We start from the raw sequence: 26,086 nt of genomic DNA on the forward strand, positions 1-26,086 counted from the left end.
ACTACTCACCAGTGAGCTTATAAAGTGCGACTATCCGTTTAAATCTAAGGGTGTACTGTTGCTGGTTAGTCGGTGGAAGCCACTCGTCCAACCCTTTGTCACCCTTCTGACGATTAAGTGATGCCTCGACAGCAACTAAGTTACGCTGGTCATTGGCGAACTGTTCTCGCTCGGCTTGCGTCCATTTATCAGCACCATGCTTCCATGCCCAACTAAGCGGAACAATGTGGTCAATATCGACTTCAGAAGCGTTCACAATCACGTTGCCACTGTACATAGATACCCAACGGCCGCGAATGACACGCCCTTTGTCGTTAAAGACTAAGTTACCAGTGTTCTGAGCAATCAAGATTTCTTGGCGGGTATCTTGCCCATCATGGTCAACGTCAGCCCACCCTTTTCCGAACTTATCCCTTGAGTAGTGTGCGCCTGATGAATGATTTGATGTGGGTTGATATTCCGATGCAGACTTTGGCACGTACCCTTTGGGTAAGCGACCACCAGAATTTAAGCAGTCTGCGAGCGTTTGATATGGAGTGAAATGCTTGGTCTTGTCGAAGTAGCGACTGCCCTCATCGTGACAAATGCCACTATTGGATTTCTTAACCAGTGCATGAGCAGGATATGCCAGCAATGATGCCGCAAGCAGCACGATTGATAGAAGATTTTTCATTCCTTGACCATTTAACTCCGTGGAAGATACATTTGCTAATGTGACATAAACCTATTGTTAGTCAAGCAATTGCGGGGGATGTTGATCGCTTGGCATCTAGCGGGTACAACATGAAAAATGTCCAAATTCGTGTTTTCGCTAAGGCGCTTTTGTCCCAAAAAAGATGTAACACGTATTTGTCCCAGAGCAACTGACATCTTAGGTTGTCTCAAAAAACACTAAAAAGAATATTAATTCGTAAGTTATCGTTTTTTATGCAGCATATTAGTCGCAGCTAACACAAGGTCTGGTCGGGGAATTTTCCAATAACTTACGGAACGGTACTGTACAACTTCTTTAAATCATAATGGGGAAATAGCTGAATTAGCTCCCCCTACTGGAATATTGCTGTTTCAACAATATTAGACTTTGCCTATCTTTATGCTCAGGTAAGATTTCAGCTTGTTTCATTTTAGCCCGTTCGTCTATCCAATCTTAATGACTGCAACAGATGCTATTCCAACATAAACTTGGTTACGGTCTGCCTTTAGTGATTGGAGATACAAAAAATCCCAACGCTTTAAAAAAAAACAACCATACTTTAATAGCCGTAAAAATTAGCTCATTTAACAAAGAGGTATTTTTTAATGACAATGATAATCCCAAAACCAGAGAAGACGATTTCAGAATCTCAGGTCAATATGCTAATCGAACATACCACTGAATTGCACTATAAGGTCTTATTTCAGCTGTTATTTTTAACTGGACTTAGATTAGAAGACGCAATTAATCTGGAAATTTGCAGTGACAGTACAACCAGTGTTCCTAAAGTTTCATTTAGAGATAGGATGGGAAGAACACATACAGTTGTATTGCCAAAAGAAATATTTGGCAGATTAAATGATTATTGCGTCACACATGGTTCGCCTGATCACTACTTTCCTGAGCATATCGCTACTAGGGTTGAAGCCACAAAAGTATTTAATATTGCAGCTAAAGAGATTGGCCTATCACAATCATTCACTCTACATTCGCTCAGAGAAAGCGCAATGCTCTCAAAAGTTCAAGCAGGAGCTACCGCTGAATCAATTTTTGAAGCCACTGGTCATACACCAATCACTCTAAGTTCTTATTATCCATCTAAAAGTAGTCAATTGTAGATTGATTAAGTAGTGAATCACCAGCACACCGCGCCTACAGCGCTGGACTCGCAACAAGTTGCTCTCCTATGTGGCAGGCGCTAGGCTGCTCATGAAATACACACTTGATAATGGTGAAGAAATCAACCGAGAATATCCCGAGACATTCTGGATGCCTCCTCGTGATGAACGGGAAAGCCTGCTGCCAGGTGAAATTGTAAAGCTGATTTTTCGCATCTCGCTTGAGGAAAGCCTGCATGTCGAGCGTATGTGGGTGGTGGTTGAAGAGCGCAATGGCGACTCATATGTCGGAGTGCTAGACAATGACCCGTACTGTACTACTGAGTTGCGAGCAGGGGCTAGTATCGAATTTTGTCCAGAACACGTCATCCAGATATATGAAAAATTGCCCCAAGCCTAATAAGCGGTTCAAGTTCGTTCGCTCACGCTGGACGACTGCTTACCGCGGTCACCCCTCAATTAATCTGGAAATTTTCAGTGACAGTACAACCAGTGTTCCTAAAGTTTCATTTAGAGATAGGGAAGAACACATACCGCTGGATTAGATGATTATCGCGTCACACATGGCATCGCATAATCACTACTAGAGTTGGAGCTACAAAAGTATTTAATATCGCAGCTAAAGAGATTGGCCTATCACAATCATTTACTCTACATTCGCTCAGAGAAAGCGCAATCCTTTCAAAAATTCAAGCAGGAGCTATCGCTGAATCAATCTTTGAAGCCACTGCCCATAAACCATTCACTCTAACTTCCTATTATCTCACTAAAAGTCATCAATTGTAGAATGATTAAGCAACGCTGAGACTTCTATAAATAAGCGGCACCTATTATGTCGATATCTGTGTTTGGATATCGGCTTTTATTTTTCAAATAGTATGCCAGCAATATTACACATACTTTAAATAAAATATTATTAATCAATATATTTATGGAATTAGTATGGCTTAAGTCGTACTAACCTGCAATCTGCGTTTTCAGAGCGATCGCCGAGGCTCGCCGCCCACGCCACCTTTTTGGTGATTTCTGGGCGATACTCACGCCACAAATAATCCAACTCTTTGGTTAATTTGGCTAAGCCTTCGGCGGTGATTAAATTGGTTCTCAAGGGCAATCCTATTTCAAAAACGCGGCCACGGCGGTAGCGCTATCTATTGGGCGCTGTGCCAGACAGCTGACCAGCTGATCGCAGCTAATATACTTTCCTCACCGCCAAGTGCCAATCGTCAGTGTTGGCAGCGGTCGCTTTTGTGACGGTTCGACCCATTTTAAGTAAATTTTAATCTTTCAGTTGACATTCTAACGCATTTCGCTAACTTGACATATTATGTCACACGGAAGAGCGACCATATGTTTGAGTTTCTGCTGAGCGATCAGAATTTTGTATTCAGCTGTGCACTTTGCTTGATGCTGGTGCTGGCACTGTTGGAAGGCGTGGGCGCTCTTATCGGCTTTTCGCTGGGCAATCTCATCGACCAAGCCTTACCTGTCGACCTCGATTTGGATGCCGACGTCAGTGCTGAACTGGTCAATCCTGCGTCTGGCGTGACGGCGCTTTTGGGCTGGCTCTGTTTTGCTAAGCTGCCATTTCTGGTTTGGCTGATACTCGCACTTACCAGTTTTAGCGTCAGTGGCTATTTGGTTAACGCAACCGCACAAAATCTATTCAATCTTCTGGTGCCAATGTACATCAGCCTACCGCTTGCGCTGCTGGCTATGGTGTGGCTCACCCGCTTAATTGGCCAGCCGTTAGCGCGCTTGCTGCCTAAAAACGAATCTTCCGCGATCAGTAGCCGCTCATTTGTCGGTAAATCTGCGCGAATCACTATCGGTACTGCTCGGCGCGATCTACCAGCAGAAGCGGTGTTGGTCGATGACTTTGGCCAGAAGCATTACATTCTGGTGGCGCCGGAAGATGACACTGAGTTGCCTGCCGGCACTGAGGTCGCCTTACTTGAAAAAACTGAACGTCACTTTATCGTGAAAGCCCTATCGTGATCGTGAACGCTCTAGCGTAAAAGCACTCATTTCCCATTCATCATTAAGTTAAAAGAGGACGTATGAACTCATTTGTTCAATCAGGTACTACGGATAACCTGAGCTTGATGTTAATTATTGCAGGCGTGGTGGTGGTTGCCATTCTCGCAATCGGTTTGATTTTCGCCAAGCTTTACAAACGTGCCACCAAAGAAACCGCCTTTGTGCGTACCGGTCTTGGGGGCGAAAAAGTGGTGAAAGATGGCGGCGCTGTGGTGCTGCCAGTGCTGCACGAAGTGATGCCAGTCAACATGACCACGCTGCGTATTGAAGTAGTGCGTGATTTGAAATCGGCACTGATCACCAAAGACCGTATGCGGGTGGATGTGCGTGCCGAATTCTACCTGCGGGTGGCACCCACCACCGAAGGGATCTCGATGGCGGCGCAGACCTTGGGTTACCGCACCATGGACTCAGACCAAGTGAAAGAGTTGATGGAAGGTAAGTTTGTTGACGTACTGCGCGCCGTGGCGGCCGAGATGACCATGACTGAGATGCATGAGCAGCGTGCTGACTTTGTGCAGCGGGTACAAAACAATGTCGCCACCGATCTTGAGAAGAACGGCTTGGAATTGGAGTCAGTATCACTGACCGGTTTTGACCAAACCAATCTGGAATACTTTGATGAAAACAATGCCTTTGACGCCGAAGGTCGCGCACGTCTGACGCGCATCATTCAAGAAAAGCGCAAAGAAACCAACGACATTGAGCAACAAACTCGCATTTTGATTGAAACGCGCAATCTGGAAGCCGACAAACAAGCGCTGGAGATCAGCAAAGCCAAAGAGCAGGCCTCATTGGAGCAACAACGGGAGTTGGAATTCTCGCGTGCTGAACAAAAAATGTTGATTGCGCAACAAGCGGCTGAAAAAGCCCGTGAATCTGAAGTGGCCGAGATCAACAAGGACCGCGCGATTCAACAAGCGCGCATTGAAAAAGAGCAAGTGATCGAACAGCGCGAAATCGAGCGTAAAAAAGCGATTGAAGCGTCGAAGATTGAACAAGAGCAAACCATTCGCGAGAAGCAAATTGAGCAACAACGCGCCGTTGAAGTGGCCGAGCAGATTAAGCAGGTTGCGGTCGCGGTGAAATCGAAAGAGGAATCGGTGGCTCGTGCCGATGCTGCGGCAGAAGAGCGCAAAAAAGTAGAAGCGGAAGAAGCGGTTATCACCGCGCGTGAACTGGCCGAAGCGAATCGTAAAAAGCAGATTGAAGTACTAGAAGCCAGCCAAGAAGCGGAACGGGAAGCGGTTGCGGTGAAAGTGGCGGCAGAAGCAGAACAAGCAGCCTCTAAAGCCCGTGCTGAAGCGGTGGTGACTGAAGCGGAAGCCAGCGCGAAAGCGGAACGTATCCGCGCCGAAGCAAAAGCCAAGAGCTACGAAGTGGAAGCGGAAGGTAAGCGCATGCTGAACGAAGCCGACAACGTGCTGAGTCTAGAGCAGATTGAACTGCAAAAAGCGATTCAAATTCTGAAAGTGTTGCCAGAGATCATCGCCCAAACGGTGAAGCCGTTAGAACAGATCGACAGTATCAAGATCCTGCAAGGTTACAATGGCTTAGGCAGCAGCGCTGGTGTCGGTGAAGCGGCGGGCAGTGAAGCTGGCTTATCTGAGCAGATCACCAATGCGGCACTCAAGTATCGCGCCAATGCGCCGATGGTGGATGCGATGTTGTCTGAGCTTGGGTTAGTTAAACAAGGTGAGGGACTGGAGCAGTTGCTAAGTGGTAGCGCAGCACTGACCCAAAACGCGATTCACAGCAAAGCCGTGAATGGCAAAGCGGTAACCGCCCGCGCTGCAAAATCTAACGGTGCAGCACCCGCGGCAGATGTTGAATAACTCGCTGAGTTGAAATAGCAAAAAGCACAGCTATCACGCTGTGCTTTTCTATTTTTTGGGCAAGCCATGGTTTTTACTGAACAGGGTTTATTTCCCAACCAATAACGCTTATTTCATGCTGGCAATAATGGCGTTGCTTGGGTGAAAGCAGGCGTAGCAATAGTCGCCCTCGGTCAGTTTCATGGCGCTGATCAGTTCATTTTCGACCGAGGCATAGACCTGTTCATCACTGCCGATGTCGAGGGTAACTTCGGTGCGTGAATTGCCGCGCATCAACTGGGTCACTACTCCACGCAGTTGATTGTTACCGCTGTCGTCGCTGTGCAGCTGAATCGATACGGAAGGCGCTTTAAATAGCAGCAGCACTTTTTTGCCGATCGTTAACGCCAAGCGGGCGGTGCTAGAATGGGTAATGGATGCTTCGACCTGTTGATTTCCAGCGAGTTTTAATTGGATTGAATCGCTGACATTATCACTCTGCAGTGCGACCACTTCGGCTAACAGTTGATTGCGGGCGCTGGTTTCGAGTGAAAAGTGCGCCATCAGTTCTTGCAAGCTGCCCATGGGTACTGCGGCATCCACCAGTGCGGTTAACGCCATATCTTGCATCTGATCCATCAAGCTATAGAGTTGCAGCAAACGTTCGCCAAACGGCGTTAATTTGGCACCACCGCCGCCTTTCCCGCCTTTGGCACTGTGCACCACATCCTGTTCAGCGAGTTGATTCATATCGTTAATCGCATCCCAAGCCGCTTTGTAGCTGATACCAGCCTCTTTGGCGCCTTGGCTAATAGAACCTGTCCGCTGTACTTGCTGTAATAGCTTGATTCTTCGAGGGTTGGCAAACAGGGTGCTGTCGTTGTTTAAGGTGAGAAGTGCTTTAAGATCCATAAGGTTGCTGTCCATTTATTGCTAACGCCATTGTCGTTCATCCGCTAGTGAAACGCTACTGCTGAGCAAAAAAGTCCCGGTTTTCGTTTGCCGATCGTTATATAGTTTGGTATATATCGATAAACAAATAGCAACACAACTCAACAGGGATGAAACCATGAACGCTCGCCTCAAACTGATTTTCGGTGTAGTTGTCGCCAGCACGCTGTCATTTAGCAGCTTCGCCAAAGAGCAAATTACCGTATTTGCCGCCGCGTCGTTAACCAATGCCATGACCGACATCGGCAAGCAATTTGATAAGACTCACGATACCGATACCCGTTTTTCCTTTGCGTCATCATCGACGTTGGCGCGCCAAATCGAACAAGGTGCGCCAGCAGAGTTGTTCCTGTCAGCGAACCAAAAGTGGATGGACTACCTTCAGCAGCAACATTCGATTGATAGTGCCAGCCGCATTACGCTGCTGCACAATGCCTTGGTGATGATTGCGCCGCAAGCGCGTGAGTTGCCAGCGGTGGTGATTGACGCCAAGTTAAATGTGGTGGGCTTAGTGGGGGATAGCCGGATTGCGGTGGGCGACCCAGACCATGTGCCGGCTGGCCGTTATGCCAAAGAATCGCTCGAAACTCTCGGGTTATGGGCCAGTGCCGAGCCACTACTGGCACGGGCAAATAATGTGCGGGCGGCGCTCGCCTTGGTGGAACGTGGCGAAGCCAGCATCGGTATTGTGTATGCCACCGATGCCCAGATCTCTGACAAGGTGAAAACCGTGGCGGAGTTTCCAAGCAGCAGCCATAAGCCAATCGCCTACCCAGTTGCCTTGACCTCAAGCGCGCCAAGCCCAGCAGCTAAAGCATTGTATGACTATCTACAAACCGCCGAAGCCAAAGCCGTGTTTGCCAAATATGGCTTTAAGGTGGACTAAGCCATGCTTGGGTTAACTGACTACGAAGTTGCTGCACTGCTACTAAGCCTTAAAGTGGCGGCGGTAGCGGTTTGTTGTAGTCTGCCATTTGGGGTTGCGGTGGCGTGGATATTGGCGCGTTGCCGCTTCCCCGGTAAATCACTCCTAGATGGGCTGGTGCATCTACCGTTGGTGCTGCCACCGGTGGTGGTTGGCTATCTGCTACTGGTCAGTATGGGGCGCAGTGGTTGGCTCGGCGGTTGGTTGTATCAGCATCTGGGGATCAGCTTTAGCTTTAGTTGGCGTGGCGCGGCATTGGCCGCCGCAGTGGTGGCGTTTCCGTTGATGGTGCGGGCGATTCGGCAAGCCTTTGAAGCGGTGGATACTCACTTAGAACAAGCGGCGCGAACCTTAGGTGCTGGGCGGCTAAGAGTCTTTTTCACCATCAGTTTGCCGCTCACCGCGCCGGGCATTGTTTCGGGGATGGTGCTGGCATTTGCCCGTTGTTTGGGCGAGTTTGGTTCCACCATTACCTTTGTGTCCAATATTCCCGGTGAAACTCGCACCATTCCGCTCGCCATGTATTCCTTTATCGAAACCCCAGGGGCAGAGGCACAAGCGGCCAGATTATGCGTGATTGCGATAGTGATCTCTTTGCTGTCGCTGGTGGCCTCACAATGGTTAGGCAACAAGGTGCAATTAAGGGCGAGCGGTCAATGTTAATCATCGATATTCAGAAACGGCTGGGCGACACCCTGCTTGAGGTGAACTCGGCGTTGCCCACTTTTGGCGTGAGTGCCATCTTTGGGCGCTCCGGTGCGGGTAAAACCTCGTTGGTCAATATTCTCGGCGGATTAGCCATACCCGATGTTGGGCGGATCCAGCTCGGTGACCGCGTGCTGTTTGATGGCCAACGCAATATTAATTTACGGCCCGAGCAACGTGCCACCGGCTTTGTATTTCAAGATGCGCGCTTATTTCCCCATTACAGCGTTCGTGGCAACTTAAATTATGGTCGGCCACGACAGCCCAATCAGCGGCTGTTTGATACCGTCGTTGCCCTGCTGGGGTTAGACAAACTGCTCAAGCGCTATCCAGCGGCGCTATCAGGCGGCGAAAAGCAGCGGGTTGCCATTGGTCGCGCCTTGTTGACCGAGCCTGAGCTGCTATTGATGGATGAGCCGCTGGCCTCGCTTGATCTACCGCGTAAGCAAGAGCTATTACCCTATCTGCAACGAATGGCGGCCGAACTCAAACTGCCGATTGTGTATGTCAGTCATAGCTTGGATGAAATCCTGCAGTTAGCCGACCATATGCTGGTGTTGGATAGCGGCAAAATGGTTCTCAATGGGCCGCTTGAGCAAATGTGGGACAGTCCACTGCTGCGGCCGTGGCAAACCGCGCAGGAACAAAGCTCACTGATCTCTGCCAAAGTGATCGAAACCGTCGCAAGTTACGAGATGAGCCGTTTGGCGCTCAATCGAGAAATATCGTTATGGGTCAATCAATTGTTGCCACAGGGCGAGTTGATCCGCGTGCGTATTCACAGTAACCAAGTGTCAGTGTGTCGTGAACGGCCACAGGCCAGCAGTATTCGTAACGTGCTGCCAGTAACGCTGCAGGGGATTGAGCCGAGCAACAGTGGCCAATATGTCAGTTTACGGCTGGATTTAGCCGGCAGTGTGCTGTGGGCCAACATCACTCGCTGGGCGTTAGACGAATTGCAACTCAAGGTAGGCGAACAATTTTTTGCCCAAATTAAGGGTGTCAGCCTCACTTCTGCCGACATTGCAGCGGCTTAATTGTGCGCTTATTTGAGCAAACTTAACGAGTATTAAACTGCTGTTACAAAGTACAGGGTAGTTTTTTCCCCCCGTTACAGCTAAATTTGCCATTCTCGACATTAATTTGCTTGGTATGATGCCAAAATAGAGCTGTTAACCTATTGAAACAGCCACGGGCTTGAAGGAAATCTCCATGGGACAAGAAACCTCAAAAATTCTGGTAGTTGATGATGATATGCGACTGCGGGCATTGTTGGAGCGTTACCTGATGGAGCAAGGCTTTCAGGTGCGGACGGCAGCCAATGCTGAGCAGATGGATCGTTTGCTAGAGCGTGAAAATTTCCACCTGTTAGTGCTGGATTTGATGCTGCCCGGTGAAGATGGTTTGTCTATCTGTCGGCGCATGCGTCAGCAAGGTAGCACCTTACCGATTGTGATGCTCACCGCCAAAGGTGATGAAGTGGATCGGATTATCGGCCTTGAACTCGGCGCGGATGACTACCTGCCCAAACCGTTTAATCCGCGTGAATTGCTCGCCCGTATTAAAGCGGTGATGCGTCGTCAAACCCAAGAGATCCCCGGTGCGCCATCGCAGCAAGAGGAGCTGGTTGCCTTTGGTGAATTCAGCCTCAACTTAGCCACCCGCGAAATGTATCACCACGATGAAGCTATTGCGCTGACCAGCGGTGAGTTTGCGGTATTGAAAGTGCTGGTGACCCATCCACGTGAACCGTTATCACGCGATAAATTGATGAACCTCGCCCGTGGCCGCGATTATTCGGCGCTGGAACGTTCTATCGATGTACAAGTGTCGCGCCTGCGCCGCTTAATTGAAAAAGACCCTGCCAACCCACGTTATATTCAAACCGTGTGGGGCTTGGGCTATGTGTTCGTTCCTGACGGCGCCGCCAGAAAATGAAGCGCCGCTGGTGGCGCTACCTGCTTCCTCGTAGCGCCTTTAGCCAAACCGTTACCCTGATCGCCTGCTTATTGATGATCAACCAGCTGGTGTCCTACCTAACGGTCACCATCTACTTTATCAAACCCAGCTACCAACAGATTAACCAGCTGATCGCGCGGCAAATTAACTTGCTGTTTGCTGATGGCATCGACATCGGCCGCGAACATTTCACCGTGGTGGACGCGCTAAACGCCAAAGTACACGGCGGCGAAATGCAGATCTTCAACCAAAAACAAGCCCGTGAAGCAGGCATTGAAGATTCCACTTATTACGGCTTTTTATCGTCGCAGATGTCGCAATACTTGCAAGGCGATGCCGAAGTGCGTATTTCCCAGCACCAAGGGCTGCAGGTGTGGATCAAGCCACCGCAAGCACCGTCCGTGTGGATTCGAGTGCCGCTTGATGGCTGGAATGAAAACGCTTTATCGCCACTTAACCTGTATTTGATGGTTATTGGTGCGCTCAGTGTCGCCGGTGGCTGGTGGTTCGCGCGGCAGCAAAACCGGCCGTTGCGACGGTTGCGTGATGCTGCGCAGGATGTGTCCCGTGGTGATTACCCCGAGCCATTGCCGTTGGTCGGATCGTCAGAAATTATCGAAGTAACCAATACCTTCAATAAGATGGCGGTCAGCATGAAACAGCTTGAGCAAGATCGGGCGCTATTGATGGCGGGGATTTCCCACGACTTGCGTACACCGTTGACCCGTATTCGGCTGGCCTCAGAAATGATGAGCGCGCAAGACAGCTACCTGCAAGAAGGCATCATCAAAGACATTGAAGATATGGATGCCATCATCAATCAGTTCATTGCCTATATTCGTCACGACCAACAACATGATCGGGCCGCGGTCGAGCTCAATCAGTTGATCACCGAAGTGGCGCAACTGGAAAATCGTATCGATATTCAACTGAAGCTGGGGCAATGTCGCCCGGTCAACGCCAGCAGTGTGGCGGTGAAACGGGTACTGGGCAATCTGGTGGAAAACGCGCTGCGTTATGGCGATGGATGGATTCAGATCAGCAGCGGCAATGAGGATGATGGCGCCTATTTCGTGGTTGAAGACAATGGTCCGGGGATTGCGGCCGATCAAGTCGAGAAACTGTTCCAGCCGTTTACCCAAGGTGATACTGCACGCGGCAGTGTCGGCTCAGGGCTTGGCTTGGCAATTATCAAACGGATTGTCGAGCGTCATCACGGTCAGGTCAGCCTCAGCAACAGGCCAGCAGGTGGCCTGCGTGCTAAGGTGTGGTTGCCACAGTGGCAGGATGCCTAACCGCAGCGCTAGTCCTCTGAAATTTTACCAGTGCGCTGAGAGGAAAACTTCAGCTTACAACGCGGCCAACATGGTATGGGCGTCACTCACTTCAAAGGCTTTCGGCGCTTCCAGATTGAGAATTTTCAGCACGCCATCGTCAATCAACATCGAATAACGGCGTGAGCGCAGCCCACCAAAACTGCCGGTGTCAAAGTCTAACCCAATCGCTTTAGCAAACGCGCCGCTGCCATCGGCCAGCATCATAATTTCACTGGCGTTTTGCTGCTCGCCCCAAGCTTTCATCACAAACGCATCGTTGACCGACACACAGGCAATCAAATCAATGCCTTTGGCTTTGATCTCATCCGCTAAGGCAACAAAACCGGGCAGATGGGCGTTAGAGCAGGTTGGGGTAAAGGCACCGGGCACGGCAAACAGTACCACTTTTTTCTGGGCAAAAAGCTCACGGATTTGATGGTCGACGACACCATCAGCCGTCAATTCGCTCAACATCGCATCGGGAAGTCGTTGTCCTACAGCAATCATAAAAAACTCCGTGTCAGAAGGGTGTTAAGGGGAAGGGCTGCGTCGATAAACTCGCGCTACCCCTTTGATAGTGCACCAGAAACAAGCACTCAACAAGGCTTCAATGAACATCGCTGTGAGCAAACCAGCCAACAAGCCAAAGGCGATTGCCTCCGGTTTCAACAAGAGTTGATAGCTAAAGTGTTGCCAAACTTCGGCGCGAATATCAGGCAGTGGGTTCAGCAGTAGCTCGCGGTAAGGATGCCAATACGCGCCCTCAAAACCTTGTACCGCTCGAGACAGTTGCAGTTGGCGCTGGGCGATTGCACCAATATTGCTGCCGCCAGCGCTAAACACTGGGTCATTGCTATTGCCATAGTGGCTAATGAGTTGCTCAAGATTGCCATTAAAGTAGCGGTCAGCATCGCGTTGAAAGCCCGCCAACTGTTGGCTAACTTCGGCCAGATGCGCCTGCACGCTCTTTTGGTATTGATCGACAAAGCCCGGCACCTGAATACCCGCCAGTACTCCTAAGCCAAACAGCAACAAACGCAGATAGTCGCGTAGCAACTTAATCAACGCGGTGAACATAGGCAACTTCCTCCACTGCTCTAGGCATTATTCGCTAGCGGATTCACATGCTGCGGTTACGAATGCCACGAGAACTCAATAATAACAGTTCATTGATGAACCGAATCTGTCTAGGTGTGCCTCTATGCTGAGATGGCGTATCAGTAATGTTTACAGATACGAGTGATGCTGAAAAAGGCAAATATCGTTTAGCGCATGTTTCAAGATTATTTTAGCCAAGCATTGCTTGTAATTTTTCCATGCTCATCGGCCGTCCAAACATATAACCTTGTCCGTATGCTACCCCGAGCTCAACTAAGGCTTTATGTTGTTCAGTATTTTCAATGCCTTCTGCAACAACATTGGCGTTCACTTGCTTGGCAATATCCAAAATGTGAGGGATCAACGTAGAACGTATCGAGCCGTCTTCCATTTCGTTGATAAAAGATCGGTCAATTTTTAGGGTATGGCAGTGGTATTTCTTCAATTGTCGAAGATTTGAGTAACCCGTACCAAAGTCATCGATAGCAATCTGTAACCCATGACCAATGAGTTCATGCAGAACATGGACACTGTTTTTGCTCATCAGCTGTTCACTTTCGACTATCTCCACCACAAATTGAAATTTGACATGTTTTAATGTTTGGCTTTTGATTATCTCTAAAATTTCACCAGAATCAATATCTTGAGGAAAGAAGTTGATATTGATTTTGAATTTCTCGCCGTTGTTATTGAGCGCCTTAATCTCCTCAAGGCAACGTCCAATAATCAAGGTGGTAAATGCCCAGGTTTTTTTATTTCTTACGATGGTGGGAAGAAATTGATCCGGATAAATATCACCATCTTTATCTCGAAACCGTGCCAGCACTTCGCATCCAATCACGCGTTCGCTGCTTAACTCGATAATGGGTTGGTACAGACAAAAAAAGGCGCCATTGGTGAAACCCCGCATAATCCTTGCGCTATCGGAATGATAACGATCCCTAAACTCTGTCAGCAGAATGACGGAAATAATGAACACTAAAAAAGCGATGCCGATACAACTCACCAACGACGAATGATATTGCTTATAAAAAAATGTATGCGTGGCGGCAACAGCAACACAGTAAGGCACTTTATCGCTGCATAACGATGTGTGGAACGGCAGCTGTCGACTCAGGTTGGCGCGATAGACCCCTTCCGTCCCTGTGACATGTTTATATTGGCCATTATGGAAAAAGACCAATTCCCACTCGGTATCAATTTTTATTAGATTGCCAATAAATTCTCGCGGAAAAATTGCGCTGTAACTGCCTGAACGCACGACAATGCCTTTTAGCGTATCCTCAAATAAGCTGAGCGGTCGATCGATCCAAACCGCTGCCTTTAATGGCCCAATAAAGTCTGGCGCAGTTTCAACTACGGGGGGCGTTAATTCACCAAGTCCCGTCGTACATTTAAGAAGATTGCCTTCGCTATAACCGATCTCCTTCACCCGTTTGAGTAAAAATAATTTTTTACGCAGATAGGTGAGTGCTTCATTATCACAGCCTTTGAGCGGCTGATTATTTAGCAGCGCCAGCGTAGAAATGACTTCGTCGCTCAGCGTTTGGATTTCAGTAAGCGCCGATTCGCTTTCTCGATGTAGTAACTGCTTGAACTCATTGACGTAAAATAGGTATCCGAGCCAATAGACCAGTAACGCAGCAACTGCACTTACGCCAAAAATTGCCAGCCTATTCAATGCGTTACGAAGATCGATTTTCATCAAAGCTAACCTCGAAAAATTAATCGCAATAGTTTAATGAGAGCAAGGTTGGCGTCTGGCATAAGGATACATAAAACCTTGCGCAGACACTGTTTCTCCGTTACTCGTTTTACAGGAGCCTTATCAACGAATGTCGCTCCACGCCTCTGCTGTGATGCATCTTGTGGTTATTTAACGGCTTTTTTAGCATCAGAGGCTTTTCTTTAAGCATATTGCATCCCCGATTGGCTTTTGAAGTTACCCGTTACACCTTAAATACCTTAACCAGTTCGCTGAGATGTTGAGCGAGCTCGGCGGTTTTTTCACTAGAAATTCGTGTTTCACGCGCACTTGCAGAGGTAAATTCAGACAGGTGCTTAATGTTAACTAAGTTGCTGTCTACTTCTCGCGCAACGGCCGCTTGTTCTTCAGCAGCATTCGCTATCGTCAGATTTTGAACACTGATGTTGCTAATGGCGGCGGTGATCTCTTCAATAGCGGCGCCTGATTGCTGTGCTTTTTGTAATGTGTCAGTTGCGCGCAAACTACTTTGCTCCATCGACGATACGGTTCTCACAGTTTCTGCCTCAACCGCTTTAATGGTGTCACCGATTTGCTTGGTTGACTCTTGGGTTCGATGAGCAAGCGCGCGTACTTCATCTGCGACGACCGCAAAGCCACGACCTGTATCACCTGCTCGCGCTGCTTCAATCGCAGCGTTAAGGGCAAGTAAGTTAGTTTGCTCTGCAATGCCACGGATCACTTCCATTACCGAACCAATGTTAGCGATTTGATTCGATAAACTTAAAATGTACGCTTTTGATTGTTGTAGTTCACTTTCGAGCTGTTGAATAGCATCAACAGTTGACTCAACTTGCTGCTGCCCTTGAGTCGCACTTGCATCAACTAACGTTGAGTTGGCTGAGGTTGCTGCAGCGCTACGCGCCACTTCTTCAATGGCCACTGTCATCTCGGTAACCGCGGTGACTGCCATATCAAGTTCTGCATTTTGTTTTTCAATGGTTTGGACGGATGTTTCTGTAATGGTATGCAATTCGTTGGATGTGGACATCAGCTTTGAAGCGGAATGATGGATCTCCTCTATCGTAGTGCGCAGTTGAGTGCGCATTTTGGCCATTGCTCGTATCACTTCTCCCATTTCATCCGGTTCGGCGTCGTCAAACTGGTTGCGCAGTTCGCCTGCAGCAATTTGGTGGCTGGCATTTAATGCCAGTTTCATTGGTTGTACCAAGCTGGCGGTAAAAAATATTGCCAGAATCACGCCTAACACGCTTGCGACCACAATTGAAATAATGATCGACATTTCAGCATTGCTGAGGCTTGTAAAGGCTAAATTTGACTGTTTTTTCCCGGTATCGCGCTGATACTGTGCTAACGCCGATAATGCATCAGTGACTTTTTCAGCAAGCGGATTTAGTTGTGCATGTTGTAAGGCTTTTGCCCCGTTAATATCGTCAGCAGCGATCTGATTGAGCACCTGCGTCAGCACTAAATCATAGGCCGCTTTTGCATCTAGTACTTGCTCAAATGCGGCGCGACCTGCTGTGGTTTTGTGAAATACTTCGGCCTGACTCGATGATTCCTCATAGGCCTGACTTGAGGATTTAATAAGCTGCTGGTATTTCAACCGTTCGGCCATTGAATCTGCATCAAGGGCATTGGTGGTCGATATTCGGACTAAGAGGAGATTGCGGTTCATTTCGCCGACGAGCAATGCCGCCGGTAGTCTACGTTCAGCGAGATTATCGATGTTCGTTTTGATTTCAAACATGTGATAAATCGCTGACAAACCCACTACTACGCTTAACAAAACTAAAATGCTGAATCCTAAAAATAGGCGTTTGCCAATCTTGATGCGTCTTAACATCGCTGACTCCTTAATGGATCAGAAAGGATTGTGATGGTCTCAACATTCGAAACGGATAATGTCATTAGGCGCAGAAATATGGCTAAACCTAGATGCTAGCGCCTGTAGATTAATCATGTGCTTAAACGGCAATATAGCAACTAAGTGCGAGACTTTTTTTAAGATAAATTGTTTAAAATCAATAAGCGTGGCCAACTGCCAACCTAGATAATTGGAATATAGCAATATCAGTTGCATGTCGATGCTAGTTTCCTGCATGCACCGTTAGCTAAGGTTCTAAGCGGTAGAAAGCGCGTGTTAAGTGGGTCGTGAAATCTATTTGTAGGCGCTACGATATTTTCACCGGTAATAGTGTTGTAGTCTGCGGAAGCTGCTGCTCACAAAATGTGAATATCACCGCACGATAATTCATGGTTGCGATCGATATTTCGAAGTGTGGGGTGATCTATCGTGGCATGAGTCGGCGATATTTCTGTTGCTATACGATAAAAGTACGATGCGCAAACTTAAAAACGTAGATAAACACCGTGATGTCTGTATGAGATATTTGAAAGGCTTAGAGGTTAAAGGGAGCTGTAGATTCCGCGCTGTTTTACTCACTCAGTTGATAATGCCTCATCAGCGGCTAAATCGGGGTGTTGCAGCCGCAAGCTTATGGTTGTTTTATGTCAGCTTATGGTTATATCGACAAAAGCGGGTGTCGCTGAAACCATAAACTGTCATACCCCTATAATACATATCAATAAGTTACTAAATCACTTAAACCATAAGCTGACATAAAATGTAACCATAAGATGACATAATTATTTGTTAGATAATGAGCTAATATGTATTAAGAAAGAAAACTACAAGCTAAATACATCTCGCGTCCAATATGAAAATACCAGCTGTTAGGTGATGCTTATGTTTAGTTTTTTTCGTGATTCATGAGATAGCTGAGATGACGAGTTTCGTTGGCATAGCTTCTTGCTCGGTCGATATCTTCCTTCATCTCTTCGATTGCTTGCTGGGCGGTATGTTCAGTGAAGACTCTTTCTACATTTCGGGCAACTAAAAACAGACTCCATACTGCAATAAGAACAAGATCTTGAAAAGTGTAGTTGCCCCCACTAAAACGGACAGTTTAACTCGCCACTTTGAGAGCTCGATACTCTCTAGGTGACATCATTTTCAATCCACTGTGTGGGTGGTAATTGTTGTAATCGTCAAACCATTCAGCGAGCTTTGCAAGCACCGTGGCTGCGTCTGGACGGTCATTCAGGTATACATAATCTCGTTTAAACGTCTTCACGAAAGCTTCTGCCATGCCATTGCTTTGCGGGCTTCTAACTGGCGTCGTGCACACCTTAAAACCGAGTGACTTCGCGAACTGCCGTGTTTCTTCGGCGATATAACAACTGCCATTATCGGTTAACCATTCCACGGTATGTGGCAACTCTCGGACATCTCCGAAGCGCTGTTCCATGCTTTCAACCAAAATGTCTTGAACCATGTCAGCGCGGATACCCGTCGTTGTGGCTACATAACTCATAATTTCACGATCACAGCAATCTAAGCTAAATGCCACGCGCACTTTTTCTTTGTTCCAGCACGTTATTTCAAAGCCGTCTGAGCACCAGCGAGTGTTTGGGTGCAACGTAATAACCTGACCGTCATGAGCGCGGTGCTCACTTACACGACCGGTATGTTTGCGTAACAGCAAGTTGTTTTGTTGCATCAGGCGATAGACGCGTTTGGGATTCACTCGTGTAATTACATGCTGCTCTGCTTTCAACTGGCGATTTAAATGCGCAGTAATCCGGCGATAGCCGTTGCTTCCACGCTCCTCGCAGAGGTCGATTATTAACGGCAATAACAGCGCATCATCAGCCTTGTTGTAGCGTACTGAGCGGCCTTCTCGGCGCACGGACAAACGTTGGTATAAGTTCGAACGCGACACGCCAAGAGCCGCAGCTACTCGGAGGACAGGGAATCGTCCGGTGGTAGCAATGGCATGCGCGATATCAACTTTTTTGACTGAGCTATCTCCAGCGCCTCTTTTAGAATTTCGGTTTCCATCGTTTTACGGCCGAGCAACTGCTCAAGCTGTTTCACTTTCTTTTGAAGCGCCTTATGGTCTGCAGCACTGACGACTTCGTCACCAGACTGGATAGCAGACATACCACCATCTTGCATGAGCTTTTTCCACTTAAACAATAGACTCGGGGTTATGCCGTTTTGCCTGGCAACCAGCGAAACCGAATAGCCCGGCTGCATAGTCATGGCAACGAACTTTGCTTTTTCTTGCGGAGTATAACGACGGCGACGTTGTTCGCCAGTAATAATTTCAATACGTTCCATAGACACTCCTTAAAGATAGGTCTAAGCCTATCGCTTAACTAATGAGTGTCCGTTTTAATCGGGGGCTATTACATGGATCACCAATTTATCGGTTCGAATATCTTTGGTGAAGTATCTAGGGTAAGAAAATGCGACATCTGGCAGCATATTGAAAGCTCTAGAAACAGCGTTCAAAAGAGGATTGAGACTCAAGAAAGCCACACAGGTATCGAGGTACTATTTGAGCCTGGCAAATATAAAGATAACTCAAGAAATAGAAGCTTCAGTAATGAAGTCCACCCTTTAGTTATATTTGATGAAATTACGAGTGAAATTGGTATTCCTGTTCGTTGGGAGCATGTCAATATCATGTTAGATGTTGCTGCTAAGTTACTTCATCTAGAAGAAGTAGACTTTCACCATCGTCTTTATTTGAGTGTTCTTACCGCAAACAGCGAGACAGATAGTCTTCTTGAAAAGACCTTTTCAAGAATTCAATTGGCTCGGATTTCAAATGATGACTGTGAGAAACTAATTGAATGGTGTATCAAAGCAATTTCGTTTTGGACTGAAAAACTCTCAAGCAATTCTAGAGTCTGTAAGGCAACAGCGTTAACAAAAGCTAGAGTTCTAGTCGAGATCCTTGCAAGGCTATCTGTGAGAGCGTCACCGGCCAAGGCAAAGCAAATTTTCCGCCTAGCAATGACTTGGGGACATGAGAGAGTGTTTAGACATATTTGGTTGAGGAACTCACTCAAGCACTTGATAAATTACTCTTTGAATAGCGTTCCTAGCTCAGCGCAGGGTGAACTTCTTTTAGATGCTCTGAAATTCCCTTTATCACCAGAGCTCGAACTCTCAGACCAAACTAACTCTTTTGAGTGGCCAAACCCTGTGATACGAGGGAAACTGGAGAGAATCGATAGCTCTGAATTAGACCATAGGATAGATCAAATAATTGATCAGGTGCAGCCGAACTCGGATATATCCCGTTTTGGACTAGAAAGATTGTTACCTCTTTTACAGTGCAACTATCTAAAAGATAGCGAGAAAGAGAAGATACGAAACCAGATTTGGGGGCACAATACTGCCGTCAAGAGTTTACCAAAAACAGGGCTGCTTAATTGGGTTACACTAGAGTTGCCTTCCTATGACCCCAATGCACTAAGAACTAAATTCAAAGAGTATGTCTTTGATACGGAGGCTACTGACTTTTTTGATTCGACTCGTTTGTTAGACATAATCAACTGTAGACATGTTTCTATATCGCCTTCACACGAAGAAGCATTAAAGTGCTTTGATGTTCTTATAGGTTGGTCTTCCCAAGTAGAAGGAGCTGATGAGTTAGACTTCTTCAAAACTAATGACGATAGCTTTATCGGACAATATATTTCAGAAGCGTTGAGTCGTTGCATTGTTCCAGCGTTAAGGAATGATGACTTGAATGAGTCAAATTATCATAAAGTAATTTCTTTCGTTAGAGAAACTCAATTTAAGCAAGCGCTACTCTCCTTGCCTTACTTTGCACAAACTAATGTTACCCTAGAGGACAACTTGGAGAAAATCCTCAGACAATTCCTTCATAGCTCAGATACTGAAGGTGTCTCAAATGCAGCCTTTGCTATTTTGGAGTGGCGAAAGCTATATAGATGTAAATCAAACGAAAATCTAATCGCAACACTGATTACAATGATTACATTAAACAGGGAGTCTAGCGCGGTAAGTGTTTTATGGAGTATTAATGAGCTATTGCAGAGCAAATACTTACTAGACCATCAAGTTAGTTTGCTCAAAGAAGTTATACCAACACTATTTGACAATAGTAATTATAACATTGAGAGGCGCACTCTAAACGAATTGGCAAACGTATCATTGTTACGAGCTGAAGTAGTGAAACTGGCAAGAGCTTTAAACGATTTTTCAAGTCATAGTGAACTTGAAAGGGTTATAAGTGAGGCTCAAGTTGATCCCTTACCTGAAGTCAGATTTGCGGCATTTTACTCAGGTAAAACCTGAGAAAGCCCCATTCCGTTCCAGCTGCGTGATTTTGCGCTAACTTTGACATACCCAGTTCGAATTTTAGGAGTACACATGGAAGTCACAAAAGAAGATGTGTTCTAAATCGTCGCTAATGGTTTAATTGCTATAACATTCATTAATGCATACAAATCGCTTAATAAGCGTTGTGATTTTCTGATTAGGTGGAACTATTGAACTTCATAAGTAGACATTTACTAAAGTCATTGCTAAATAAGCCTGCACCAGACCGCATACCAAGGAGCGGAGAAGAGGCATTATCGATAGATTGTAACGTTGTTTATTTTCGATCGCTGGATAATAGTTGGACGCTACTTTGTGACGGAATTTGCCCTAAAGGGGTAACTGGAAAATACTGGCTGGATAATAAGGAATTTGGAAGAATATCAATTCCCTTCTACTTGATGGGTGATTATGAGTTAGATATTACCCATTTTTACGGGCGCTACGATCTTCGATACGGGTCTATAGCTCAATATTTTTGGGAAGGATTAATCCCTGTAGATAAAGCAAAAATTTTAATCGGCAAGGGAAGTCAATTCCTTTTCAACAAAAAAGAGTTAGTAAGGTCAGAGCGAATAGAAGTTCTAAAGGTTATTCTGGAAAAAGAGCTTGATCAAGGTCAGCATGAAATTAGCGCAGTCTCACTTTCCACTTTACTTTATACAGAAAAATGGGTTTTTCACCCCGATAAGTCACGCCAATTAAGATATAACGACTTATTATTACATTCACTTCATGAAAGTGGCGATTTAGTGAAAACTCAGTACGGATTCAAATTATGTTCTAAAGCATTGGTAACTATTGCTCAGTACGAAGAAGACCAGAAAAAGCATCGTGAAAACATATCTCAAGCAAAATCTATGAAGTGGCTAACCGTAGCATTGGTAGTTGTTGGCCTGATTCAAGCTTCTGTATCCATTTGGAGCTGAAGCTGGGCTTCATAACAAAGCCAGATACAGAGACCGATTCTTACCTAATTGGATATTTATCAAATGGCGAATTATCAGTTCTGGTCATAAACAGCACGGCCGGAACAGGACTGCTTGCTCTGTAACAGCCAAGTTGAAAAGCCTCACCCCATACAAACTTTAATCTGAAACTCAGCAATTAGGACTAAAGCCCTAAAACGTTTATGTCCAAATTCGTGTTTTCGCTAAGGCGCTTTTGTCCCAAAAAGATGTAACACGTATTTGCCCCATTCCGTTTTTCGCACCTTCAAGACGGAACTAAGCATGGGGCGAAACTAGCCCTAATTTTTGTAATGGCGGTTTAGTTGACAAGTGTTCATCTTTCCCACGTTTTAGCGTGAGCTCTTAAGATATCAATCAACTCTTTCCAGCTAGGCGGTATTTGTCTACAGCCCGGATAATAGAGATAAAACGGCTCTTCTACTGGTGTCCAATCGGGCAATACAACTTGTAGAGTGCTACTCTCCAAAAAAGGTCCAATGCGTTCTTCCAAAAGTACCTAATACCTCTGCCAGCAAGCGCCATATCATACCTATAGCCGTTTCATTTACGCATAACTGACCTGGTACATCGATGGCGCATCTTATTGCCATTTTTCAAAGTTCCACTGGTATATAACACCAAAGCCGGTACGTAGCTGGATGCAGTTATGCTGCTTCAGATCCTCTGACTCATCGATTTCTGGAGCGTGGCTGAGGTATTTGGGTGCGGCAACTGCTACCCATCTGAGTCTATCACTGACGCGCAGGGTAATGAGAGATTGGCCCGCTTTACGACTATTATTTGGTGTTGTACATCCGTTGGTCTTTTTTATCTGAATCAGACCAGAAGTTGATATTAAACTGAGCGTTATCGCTTAGTTCAATACAATGCCAGTATTGTGGCGGACTAGTAGCGAAACTACCTGCAGGAATAACGATCTTAATTTCAGGCTCAGTTGCGTTTTCATCAGCAAACCCGTAGTAGGTTACAACACCTTCCATCACGCAGAGTTGGCCAAAAACACCTGCTGCTGTGTTATGGTGAGAAAGCAGTGCTGTGGGTACATTATCATTAGTAAAAAATGGTGTTGAGCGTTGAATGGTCCAGTTTTTTGGAATTCGTTGGTGACTCATAATCTTTCTTCTCTATAAATATCCGCTTCGCGGTTGAATAAACACTTAATCGCTGTCTAACAAGCAGGCATAGCAAAAGTAGGAATCGGCTACTAATTTAACGTGAAGGTTAAAATATAGTGTTCTGGACATCCCGCCACATCAAAATCCACCACTTCAAATCCAGCTCTTTGAACTTCATCAATCGCTAGTTGTGGTGATACGCGTGCGTTACTGCCTCTAAAATCGACGATGACAAACTTGGTCTTCCGACTCGTCTGTGATCGCATCTTATTCAGAAACGCATCGCGGTCCTGGATAAAACGGTAGGTATTAGCGATAAACACGGTATCGACCCTAGGGGGAATGGATGGGTCGTCCGGTTGCGACAAGATGACCTTTATATTGTTGAACGCTTCACTAGAAAATCTATTTCGCATATAGGCCACCATATTGGGCTCACAATCTATTGAATAGATTTTCCCTTCCTTGATTGTATGCGAGAAAATTTCGGAAAAATAACCGGTGCCGGCGCCTATGTCGGCAATAATTTCATTTTCTTTCAGCGCAAGGCTGCGAATGATATGGCTGGTTTTTTGCCACTCTTCTCGGTTCTCGCTATCAAAAATTGCTTTTAGCCTTTCGGGCTCTGAGAAGCTGATATTCATCATGCTTATCTACTCACTATGTATGGATTGATTTAACCAGACGACAATAATCAATTCGCTTAGTTAGCAGCCTGAAGCTCTCGTAGCAGCGGGAAAGCTTGGCTTATATTGTCTTTAGTAACGACGAAACCGGTCAGGTGCTGGCTATGATTGTAGGCTCTGGCCAGGATGCCGTGCTCGTTGATATGCACCTGCCAACTCGCTGCGGAGTCACAGTTACCACCAGACTGGATCGGATAGCGAGGAGTTTTCACTTTAGTCATCATGGCTGGAAGGCTTAGCTCTCCTGTACTGGAAAGTAACTGACTGGCCAGCACATTTGCACTGAGTACGATAGGTTGCATACATGCCATCACCTTGCCGTTAATTTCGGCGCAATCCCCAAGGGCGTAGATATTGTCAACCGAAGTTCGCAGTGTCTTATCAACAACAATGCCTCGTTGCACCGCTAACCCGGCTTTTTTTGCAAGTTCTGTGTTGGGTACCAGTCCTGCGGCAGAGATTATGCAGTCAGTTTTGTAGCGTAAGCCGTTTCTGGTCGTGGCAACTAGACAGCTTTGGTCATATTCAACACTGATGACATGGTCCAGACAGTCAATCTGGACCCCATCGTTCCGTAACTGCTGTTCAAGGGCTGTAGCGACAAAGTCAGGTATCATGCTGGCCATAAGATGGGGGCTCGGATCCAGTATCTGAACTTTCTTACCTGCGGAACAAAGATCCATCGCCAGTTCAGTACCAATAAGACCGCCGCCCATGATTAAGATTCGTTGTGCCTGTGTAACACGTTGTTCAGAAACACGATATTCTTCTAGGCTATTGAGCGTAATAACTTCTGCAGTCGCATCACCAGTCAATATAGGAACAAAGGTTTTGGCGCCGGTTGCTAAAACAAGCCTGGAGTAGTGATAACAGATGCCATTAGCGGTAATGGTGTGATTGTCGGTATCAATCTTATCTACTCTGGTATTGGCAAAGATCTCAATTTTTTGCTGGGTAGCAAATGCTTTTCCCGTCATAGTGATAAGGTCACTAGCCCTTTGCAGGCGGGTAAACACGTGGCTCAGATCCGGTTTGTTGTACTCGTCCCCGTTATCAGCGGTAAATAACTGGATAGGCATATCGCTATTTTTACGACGAAGTGTTTTTATCAGTTGGTAAGCGGCAAAGCCGCTCCCAATAATAATCAGAGGAGGATACATCAGGCTGCCTCCTGGCCATTGTTCGCATGTTTAGCAAAGACTTCCTTACCCAGATTGCACTCTGGACAAAGGAAATAGTCTGGTACGTTGTCCCACTGTGTACCAGGTTCAACGCCCTGATTGGGTTCGCCAATTGCAGGGTCGTAAATCCAATTACACACAGTACAAATCATGCACTGGCAATTTGTTGGGTGTACCTTACTGTCAGAAGGTTCTGCCAATTCACTTGGTGCAGGTTTTGTCTCTATCAGTGTTTCGTTATTCAGTGCCCACTGCTTCGCAAGCTGACGGCCGTGTTCACGACATTCACGCATTGCTTTTCCATCTGGGCGCCATTTGGTTTTCAGGCTTAAGGCTGTTTCAAATCCTGCATCGGTCAAGCGGGCATGAATGCGGTCAACGGCACCTCCGTTCCAGCCATAACTGCCGAATGCAGCAGCTTTCTTGTTTTTGAAGCGCAGGCCTGTGATCTCTTCCAGCATACCGGCAATTTTGGGCATCATTACATTGTTCATGGTGGATGAGCCAACGAATATTCCTTTGGAGCGGAACACATTTGCCAGAATTTCGTTTTTATCGTGTTTAGATACGTTAAATACTTTTACCGCCACTTGCGGGTCAATATCATGAATTCCCTGAGCAATTGCATCGGCCATCATGCGGGTGTTGTTAGACATTGAGTCGTAGAAAATGGTGATCCGCTCTTCCTGATAGTTGTCTGCCCATTCAAGGTACTGATGAACAATTTGAGTCGGGTTATCACGCCACACGATACCGTGGGAGGTGGCGATCATATCCACAGGTACATTAAGGCTTAGAACTTCTTTGATTTTCGCTGTCACTAGGTTGCTGAATGGCGTCAGGATATTGGAGTAGTAACGAAGGCACTGATCCATCAATTCGTTTTGATCTACCTCATCGTTAAACAGGTGCTCATCGCAGTAATGCTGGCCGAAAGCATCATTACTGAATAGGACCGCATCGTCTGTCATATAGGTCATCATACTGTCAGGCCAGTGCAACATTGGGGCTTCAATGAAGATAAGTTGTTTTCCGTTACCGATATCAACACTGTCGCCAGTTTTGACGGTTTTGAAGTTCCACTCTGGATGGTGGTGATGTCCGACAATAGAGTCGATTGCTGCTTCAGTACAATAGATGGGAGTTCCCGGTATTTTTTCCATCAGTGCAGATAGAGCACCGGAGTGATCTTCCTCTGCATGGTTTACCACGATAAAGTCGATATCATTCAGATCTATCTCCATCTCTAGGTTCTGTAGGAACTGGTAGCTAAAACGGTGATCAACCGTATCGATCAGTACGGTTTTCTCTTCACGGATCAGGTAACTGTTGTAGCTGGTTCCTTTTGTCATTTTATATTCTGTACCATGGAAATCCTGAACTTCCCAGTCACGTTGTCCAACCCAGTGAATATTGTTTTTTACATGAATCGTCATTTTTTTACCCTAAATCAGTTGTGAAGGTTTGTCTTATAAGGGCATGAAGCGTGCCAAAAAATTATCCCTTTCATATCATCAAGATAACTTTATCAGCTTATTTTTTTTGTCATTTTGATATTTTGTTGTGATTATCAATATGATAA

General features: G+C 46.4%; 22 protein-coding genes and 1 pseudogene. 11 read left to right on the forward strand and 12 right to left on the reverse strand.

The features are described 5' to 3' along the window. Position 1 precedes the first annotated feature (1 nt). Positions 2 to 673, reverse strand: a complete 672-nt coding sequence (locus JYB87_RS00460) for an HNH endonuclease family protein (RefSeq protein ID WP_207354974.1) — start codon at positions 671 to 673, stop codon at positions 2 to 4. 626 nt (positions 674 to 1,299) lie between these two features. Between JYB87_RS00460 and JYB87_RS00465 the strand changes: the two genes are divergently transcribed. Then, positions 1,300 to 1,812 (forward strand): tyrosine-type recombinase/integrase, encoded by a 513-nt coding sequence (locus JYB87_RS00465; protein WP_207354975.1) that lies wholly within the window; start codon positions 1,300 to 1,302, stop codon positions 1,810 to 1,812. A 91-nt stretch (positions 1,813 to 1,903) separates the two neighbouring features. Beyond that, positions 1,904 to 2,212, forward strand: coding sequence for a DUF2314 domain-containing protein (locus JYB87_RS00470; RefSeq protein ID WP_207354976.1), 309 nt, complete (start codon positions 1,904 to 1,906; stop codon positions 2,210 to 2,212). 567 nt (positions 2,213 to 2,779) lie between these two features. Here JYB87_RS00470 and JYB87_RS00475 read toward each other — a convergent pair. Then, positions 2,780 to 2,920: pseudogene (locus tag JYB87_RS00475) on the reverse strand (transcription elongation factor GreB); the annotation flags it as partial. 242 nt (positions 2,921 to 3,162) lie between these two features. On the opposite strand from JYB87_RS00475, the gene JYB87_RS00480 reads away from it, so the two are divergent. Both JYB87_RS00480 and JYB87_RS00485 read left to right on the forward strand, forming a co-directional pair. Continuing rightward, positions 3,163 to 3,810 (forward strand): OB-fold-containig protein, encoded by a 648-nt coding sequence (locus JYB87_RS00480; protein ID WP_207354978.1) that lies wholly within the window; start codon positions 3,163 to 3,165, stop codon positions 3,808 to 3,810. A gap of 62 nt (positions 3,811 to 3,872) precedes the next feature. After that, entirely contained in the window at positions 3,873 to 5,687 is a 1,815-nt protein-coding gene (locus JYB87_RS00485) for a flotillin family protein (protein WP_207354979.1), read from the forward strand. A gap of 108 nt (positions 5,688 to 5,795) precedes the next feature. On the opposite strand, the gene JYB87_RS00490 is transcribed toward JYB87_RS00485, so the two are convergent. Then, positions 5,796 to 6,593, reverse strand: coding sequence for a TOBE domain-containing protein (locus JYB87_RS00490; protein WP_228729913.1), 798 nt, complete (start codon positions 6,591 to 6,593; stop codon positions 5,796 to 5,798). Between the two features lie 142 nt (positions 6,594 to 6,735). Between JYB87_RS00490 and modA the strand changes: the two genes are divergently transcribed. From modA to envZ, 5 genes are all read left to right on the forward strand, one after another. After that, on the forward strand, positions 6,736 to 7,503 hold the full coding sequence (modA, locus tag JYB87_RS00495) for a molybdate ABC transporter substrate-binding protein (RefSeq protein ID WP_207354980.1): 768 nt from the start codon (positions 6,736 to 6,738) through the stop codon (positions 7,501 to 7,503). Between the two features lie 3 nt (positions 7,504 to 7,506). Beyond that, entirely contained in the window at positions 7,507 to 8,205 is a 699-nt protein-coding gene (modB, locus tag JYB87_RS00500; protein WP_207354981.1) for a molybdate ABC transporter permease subunit, read from the forward strand. Beyond that, positions 8,199 to 9,284, forward strand: coding sequence for a molybdenum ABC transporter ATP-binding protein ModC (modC, locus tag JYB87_RS00505; RefSeq protein ID WP_207354982.1), 1,086 nt, complete (start codon positions 8,199 to 8,201; stop codon positions 9,282 to 9,284). Before modB ends, modC begins: the two co-directional genes overlap by 7 nt. A 175-nt stretch (positions 9,285 to 9,459) precedes the next feature. Next, positions 9,460 to 10,185: an osmolarity response regulator transcription factor OmpR gene (ompR, locus tag JYB87_RS00510; RefSeq protein ID WP_207354983.1), complete on the forward strand. Its 726-nt coding sequence runs from the start codon at positions 9,460 to 9,462 to the stop codon at positions 10,183 to 10,185. Continuing rightward, a complete protein-coding gene (envZ, locus tag JYB87_RS00515; RefSeq protein ID WP_207354984.1) occupies positions 10,182 to 11,501 on the forward strand; it encodes a two-component system sensor histidine kinase EnvZ in 1,320 nt (439 codons plus the stop codon). Before ompR ends, envZ begins: the two co-directional genes overlap by 4 nt. 54 nt (positions 11,502 to 11,555) lie before the next feature. On the opposite strand, the gene JYB87_RS00520 is transcribed toward envZ, so the two are convergent. The 5 genes from JYB87_RS00520 to JYB87_RS00540 form a co-directional block, all read right to left on the reverse strand. Next, positions 11,556 to 12,029, reverse strand: a complete 474-nt coding sequence (locus tag JYB87_RS00520) for a peroxiredoxin (RefSeq protein ID WP_207354985.1) — start codon at positions 12,027 to 12,029, stop codon at positions 11,556 to 11,558. Between the two features lie 24 nt (positions 12,030 to 12,053). Continuing rightward, the gene (locus JYB87_RS00525) at positions 12,054 to 12,599 is read right to left on the reverse strand and encodes a DUF2937 family protein (RefSeq protein ID WP_228729914.1); all 546 of its coding nucleotides are present in this window, start codon (positions 12,597 to 12,599) and stop codon (positions 12,054 to 12,056) included. A gap of 211 nt (positions 12,600 to 12,810) precedes the next feature. Further along, entirely contained in the window at positions 12,811 to 14,325 is a 1,515-nt protein-coding gene (locus JYB87_RS00530; RefSeq protein WP_207354986.1) for an EAL domain-containing protein, read from the reverse strand. Positions 14,326 to 14,569: 244 nt separating this feature from the next. Continuing rightward, positions 14,570 to 16,192 (reverse strand): methyl-accepting chemotaxis protein, encoded by a 1,623-nt coding sequence (locus JYB87_RS00535; protein ID WP_207354987.1) that lies wholly within the window; start codon positions 16,190 to 16,192, stop codon positions 14,570 to 14,572. A gap of 1,123 nt (positions 16,193 to 17,315) precedes the next feature. Then, a protein-coding gene (locus JYB87_RS00540; RefSeq protein WP_407695816.1) for an IS3 family transposase occupies positions 17,316 to 18,532 on the reverse strand; the annotation gives its coding sequence in 2 pieces (ribosomal slippage) (positions 17,316 to 18,217 and positions 18,217 to 18,532; 1,218 coding nt in all). 72 nt (positions 18,533 to 18,604) lie between these two features. On the opposite strand from JYB87_RS00540, the gene JYB87_RS00545 reads away from it, so the two are divergent. Together JYB87_RS00545 and JYB87_RS00550 are read left to right on the forward strand one after the other, a co-directional pair. Beyond that, a complete protein-coding gene (locus JYB87_RS00545) occupies positions 18,605 to 20,527 on the forward strand; it encodes a hypothetical protein (protein WP_207354988.1) in 1,923 nt (640 codons plus the stop codon). Between the two features lie 194 nt (positions 20,528 to 20,721). Continuing rightward, positions 20,722 to 21,480: a hypothetical protein gene (locus JYB87_RS00550; RefSeq protein WP_207354989.1), complete on the forward strand. Its 759-nt coding sequence runs from the start codon at positions 20,722 to 20,724 to the stop codon at positions 21,478 to 21,480. An 818-nt stretch (positions 21,481 to 22,298) separates the two neighbouring features. On the opposite strand, the gene JYB87_RS00555 is transcribed toward JYB87_RS00550, so the two are convergent. The 4 genes from JYB87_RS00555 to norV form a co-directional block, all read right to left on the reverse strand. Next, a complete protein-coding gene (locus JYB87_RS00555; protein WP_037444828.1) occupies positions 22,299 to 22,634 on the reverse strand; it encodes a DUF1971 domain-containing protein in 336 nt (111 codons plus the stop codon). A 92-nt stretch (positions 22,635 to 22,726) separates the two neighbouring features. Continuing rightward, on the reverse strand, positions 22,727 to 23,284 hold the full coding sequence (locus JYB87_RS00560; protein ID WP_207354990.1) for a class I SAM-dependent methyltransferase: 558 nt from the start codon (positions 23,282 to 23,284) through the stop codon (positions 22,727 to 22,729). A gap of 56 nt (positions 23,285 to 23,340) precedes the next feature. Next, positions 23,341 to 24,483, reverse strand: coding sequence for an NADH:flavorubredoxin reductase NorW (norW, locus tag JYB87_RS00565; protein ID WP_207354991.1), 1,143 nt, complete (start codon positions 24,481 to 24,483; stop codon positions 23,341 to 23,343). Then, positions 24,483 to 25,940 carry an anaerobic nitric oxide reductase flavorubredoxin gene (gene norV, locus JYB87_RS00570; protein ID WP_207354992.1) on the reverse strand — a complete coding sequence of 486 codons (1,458 nt, stop codon included), beginning with the start codon at positions 25,938 to 25,940 and terminating at the stop codon, positions 24,483 to 24,485. Before norV ends, norW begins: the two co-directional genes overlap by 1 nt. Positions 25,941 to 26,086 lie beyond the last annotated feature (146 nt).

Source organism: Shewanella avicenniae (assembly GCF_017354945.1).
GTDB lineage: Bacteria > Pseudomonadota > Gammaproteobacteria > Enterobacterales > Shewanellaceae > Shewanella > Shewanella avicenniae.

What these genes read in the sequence shown, in the direction of transcription:
- JYB87_RS00460 (WP_207354974.1), bottom strand. Translation starts at nt 673, where the DNA reads ATGAAAAATCTTCTATCAATCGTGCTGCTTGCGGCATCATTGCTGGCA.
- JYB87_RS00465 (WP_207354975.1), top strand. Translation starts at nt 1,300, where the DNA reads ATGACAATGATAATCCCAAAACCAGAGAAGACGATTTCAGAATCTCAG.
- JYB87_RS00470 (WP_207354976.1), top strand. Translation starts at nt 1,904, where the DNA reads ATGAAATACACACTTGATAATGGTGAAGAAATCAACCGAGAATATCCC.
- JYB87_RS00480 (WP_207354978.1), top strand. Translation starts at nt 3,163, where the DNA reads ATGTTTGAGTTTCTGCTGAGCGATCAGAATTTTGTATTCAGCTGTGCA.
- JYB87_RS00485 (WP_207354979.1), top strand. Translation starts at nt 3,873, where the DNA reads ATGAACTCATTTGTTCAATCAGGTACTACGGATAACCTGAGCTTGATG.
- JYB87_RS00490 (WP_228729913.1), bottom strand. Translation starts at nt 6,593, where the DNA reads ATGGACAGCAACCTTATGGATCTTAAAGCACTTCTCACCTTAAACAAC.
- modA (WP_207354980.1), top strand. Translation starts at nt 6,736, where the DNA reads ATGAACGCTCGCCTCAAACTGATTTTCGGTGTAGTTGTCGCCAGCACG.
- modB (WP_207354981.1), top strand. Translation starts at nt 7,507, where the DNA reads ATGCTTGGGTTAACTGACTACGAAGTTGCTGCACTGCTACTAAGCCTT.
- modC (WP_207354982.1), top strand. Translation starts at nt 8,199, where the DNA reads ATGTTAATCATCGATATTCAGAAACGGCTGGGCGACACCCTGCTTGAG.
- ompR (WP_207354983.1), top strand. Translation starts at nt 9,460, where the DNA reads ATGGGACAAGAAACCTCAAAAATTCTGGTAGTTGATGATGATATGCGA.
- envZ (WP_207354984.1), top strand. Translation starts at nt 10,182, where the DNA reads ATGAAGCGCCGCTGGTGGCGCTACCTGCTTCCTCGTAGCGCCTTTAGC.
- JYB87_RS00520 (WP_207354985.1), bottom strand. Translation starts at nt 12,029, where the DNA reads ATGATTGCTGTAGGACAACGACTTCCCGATGCGATGTTGAGCGAATTG.
- JYB87_RS00525 (WP_228729914.1), bottom strand. Translation starts at nt 12,599, where the DNA reads ATGTTCACCGCGTTGATTAAGTTGCTACGCGACTATCTGCGTTTGTTG.
- JYB87_RS00530 (WP_207354986.1), bottom strand. Translation starts at nt 14,325, where the DNA reads ATGAAAATCGATCTTCGTAACGCATTGAATAGGCTGGCAATTTTTGGC.
- JYB87_RS00535 (WP_207354987.1), bottom strand. Translation starts at nt 16,192, where the DNA reads ATGTTAAGACGCATCAAGATTGGCAAACGCCTATTTTTAGGATTCAGC.
- JYB87_RS00545 (WP_207354988.1), top strand. Translation starts at nt 18,605, where the DNA reads ATGGATCACCAATTTATCGGTTCGAATATCTTTGGTGAAGTATCTAGG.
- JYB87_RS00555 (WP_037444828.1), bottom strand. Translation starts at nt 22,634, where the DNA reads ATGAGTCACCAACGAATTCCAAAAAACTGGACCATTCAACGCTCAACA.
- JYB87_RS00560 (WP_207354990.1), bottom strand. Translation starts at nt 23,284, where the DNA reads ATGATGAATATCAGCTTCTCAGAGCCCGAAAGGCTAAAAGCAATTTTT.
- norW (WP_207354991.1), bottom strand. Translation starts at nt 24,483, where the DNA reads ATGTATCCTCCTCTGATTATTATTGGGAGCGGCTTTGCCGCTTACCAA.
- norV (WP_207354992.1), bottom strand. Translation starts at nt 25,940, where the DNA reads ATGACGATTCATGTAAAAAACAATATTCACTGGGTTGGACAACGTGAC.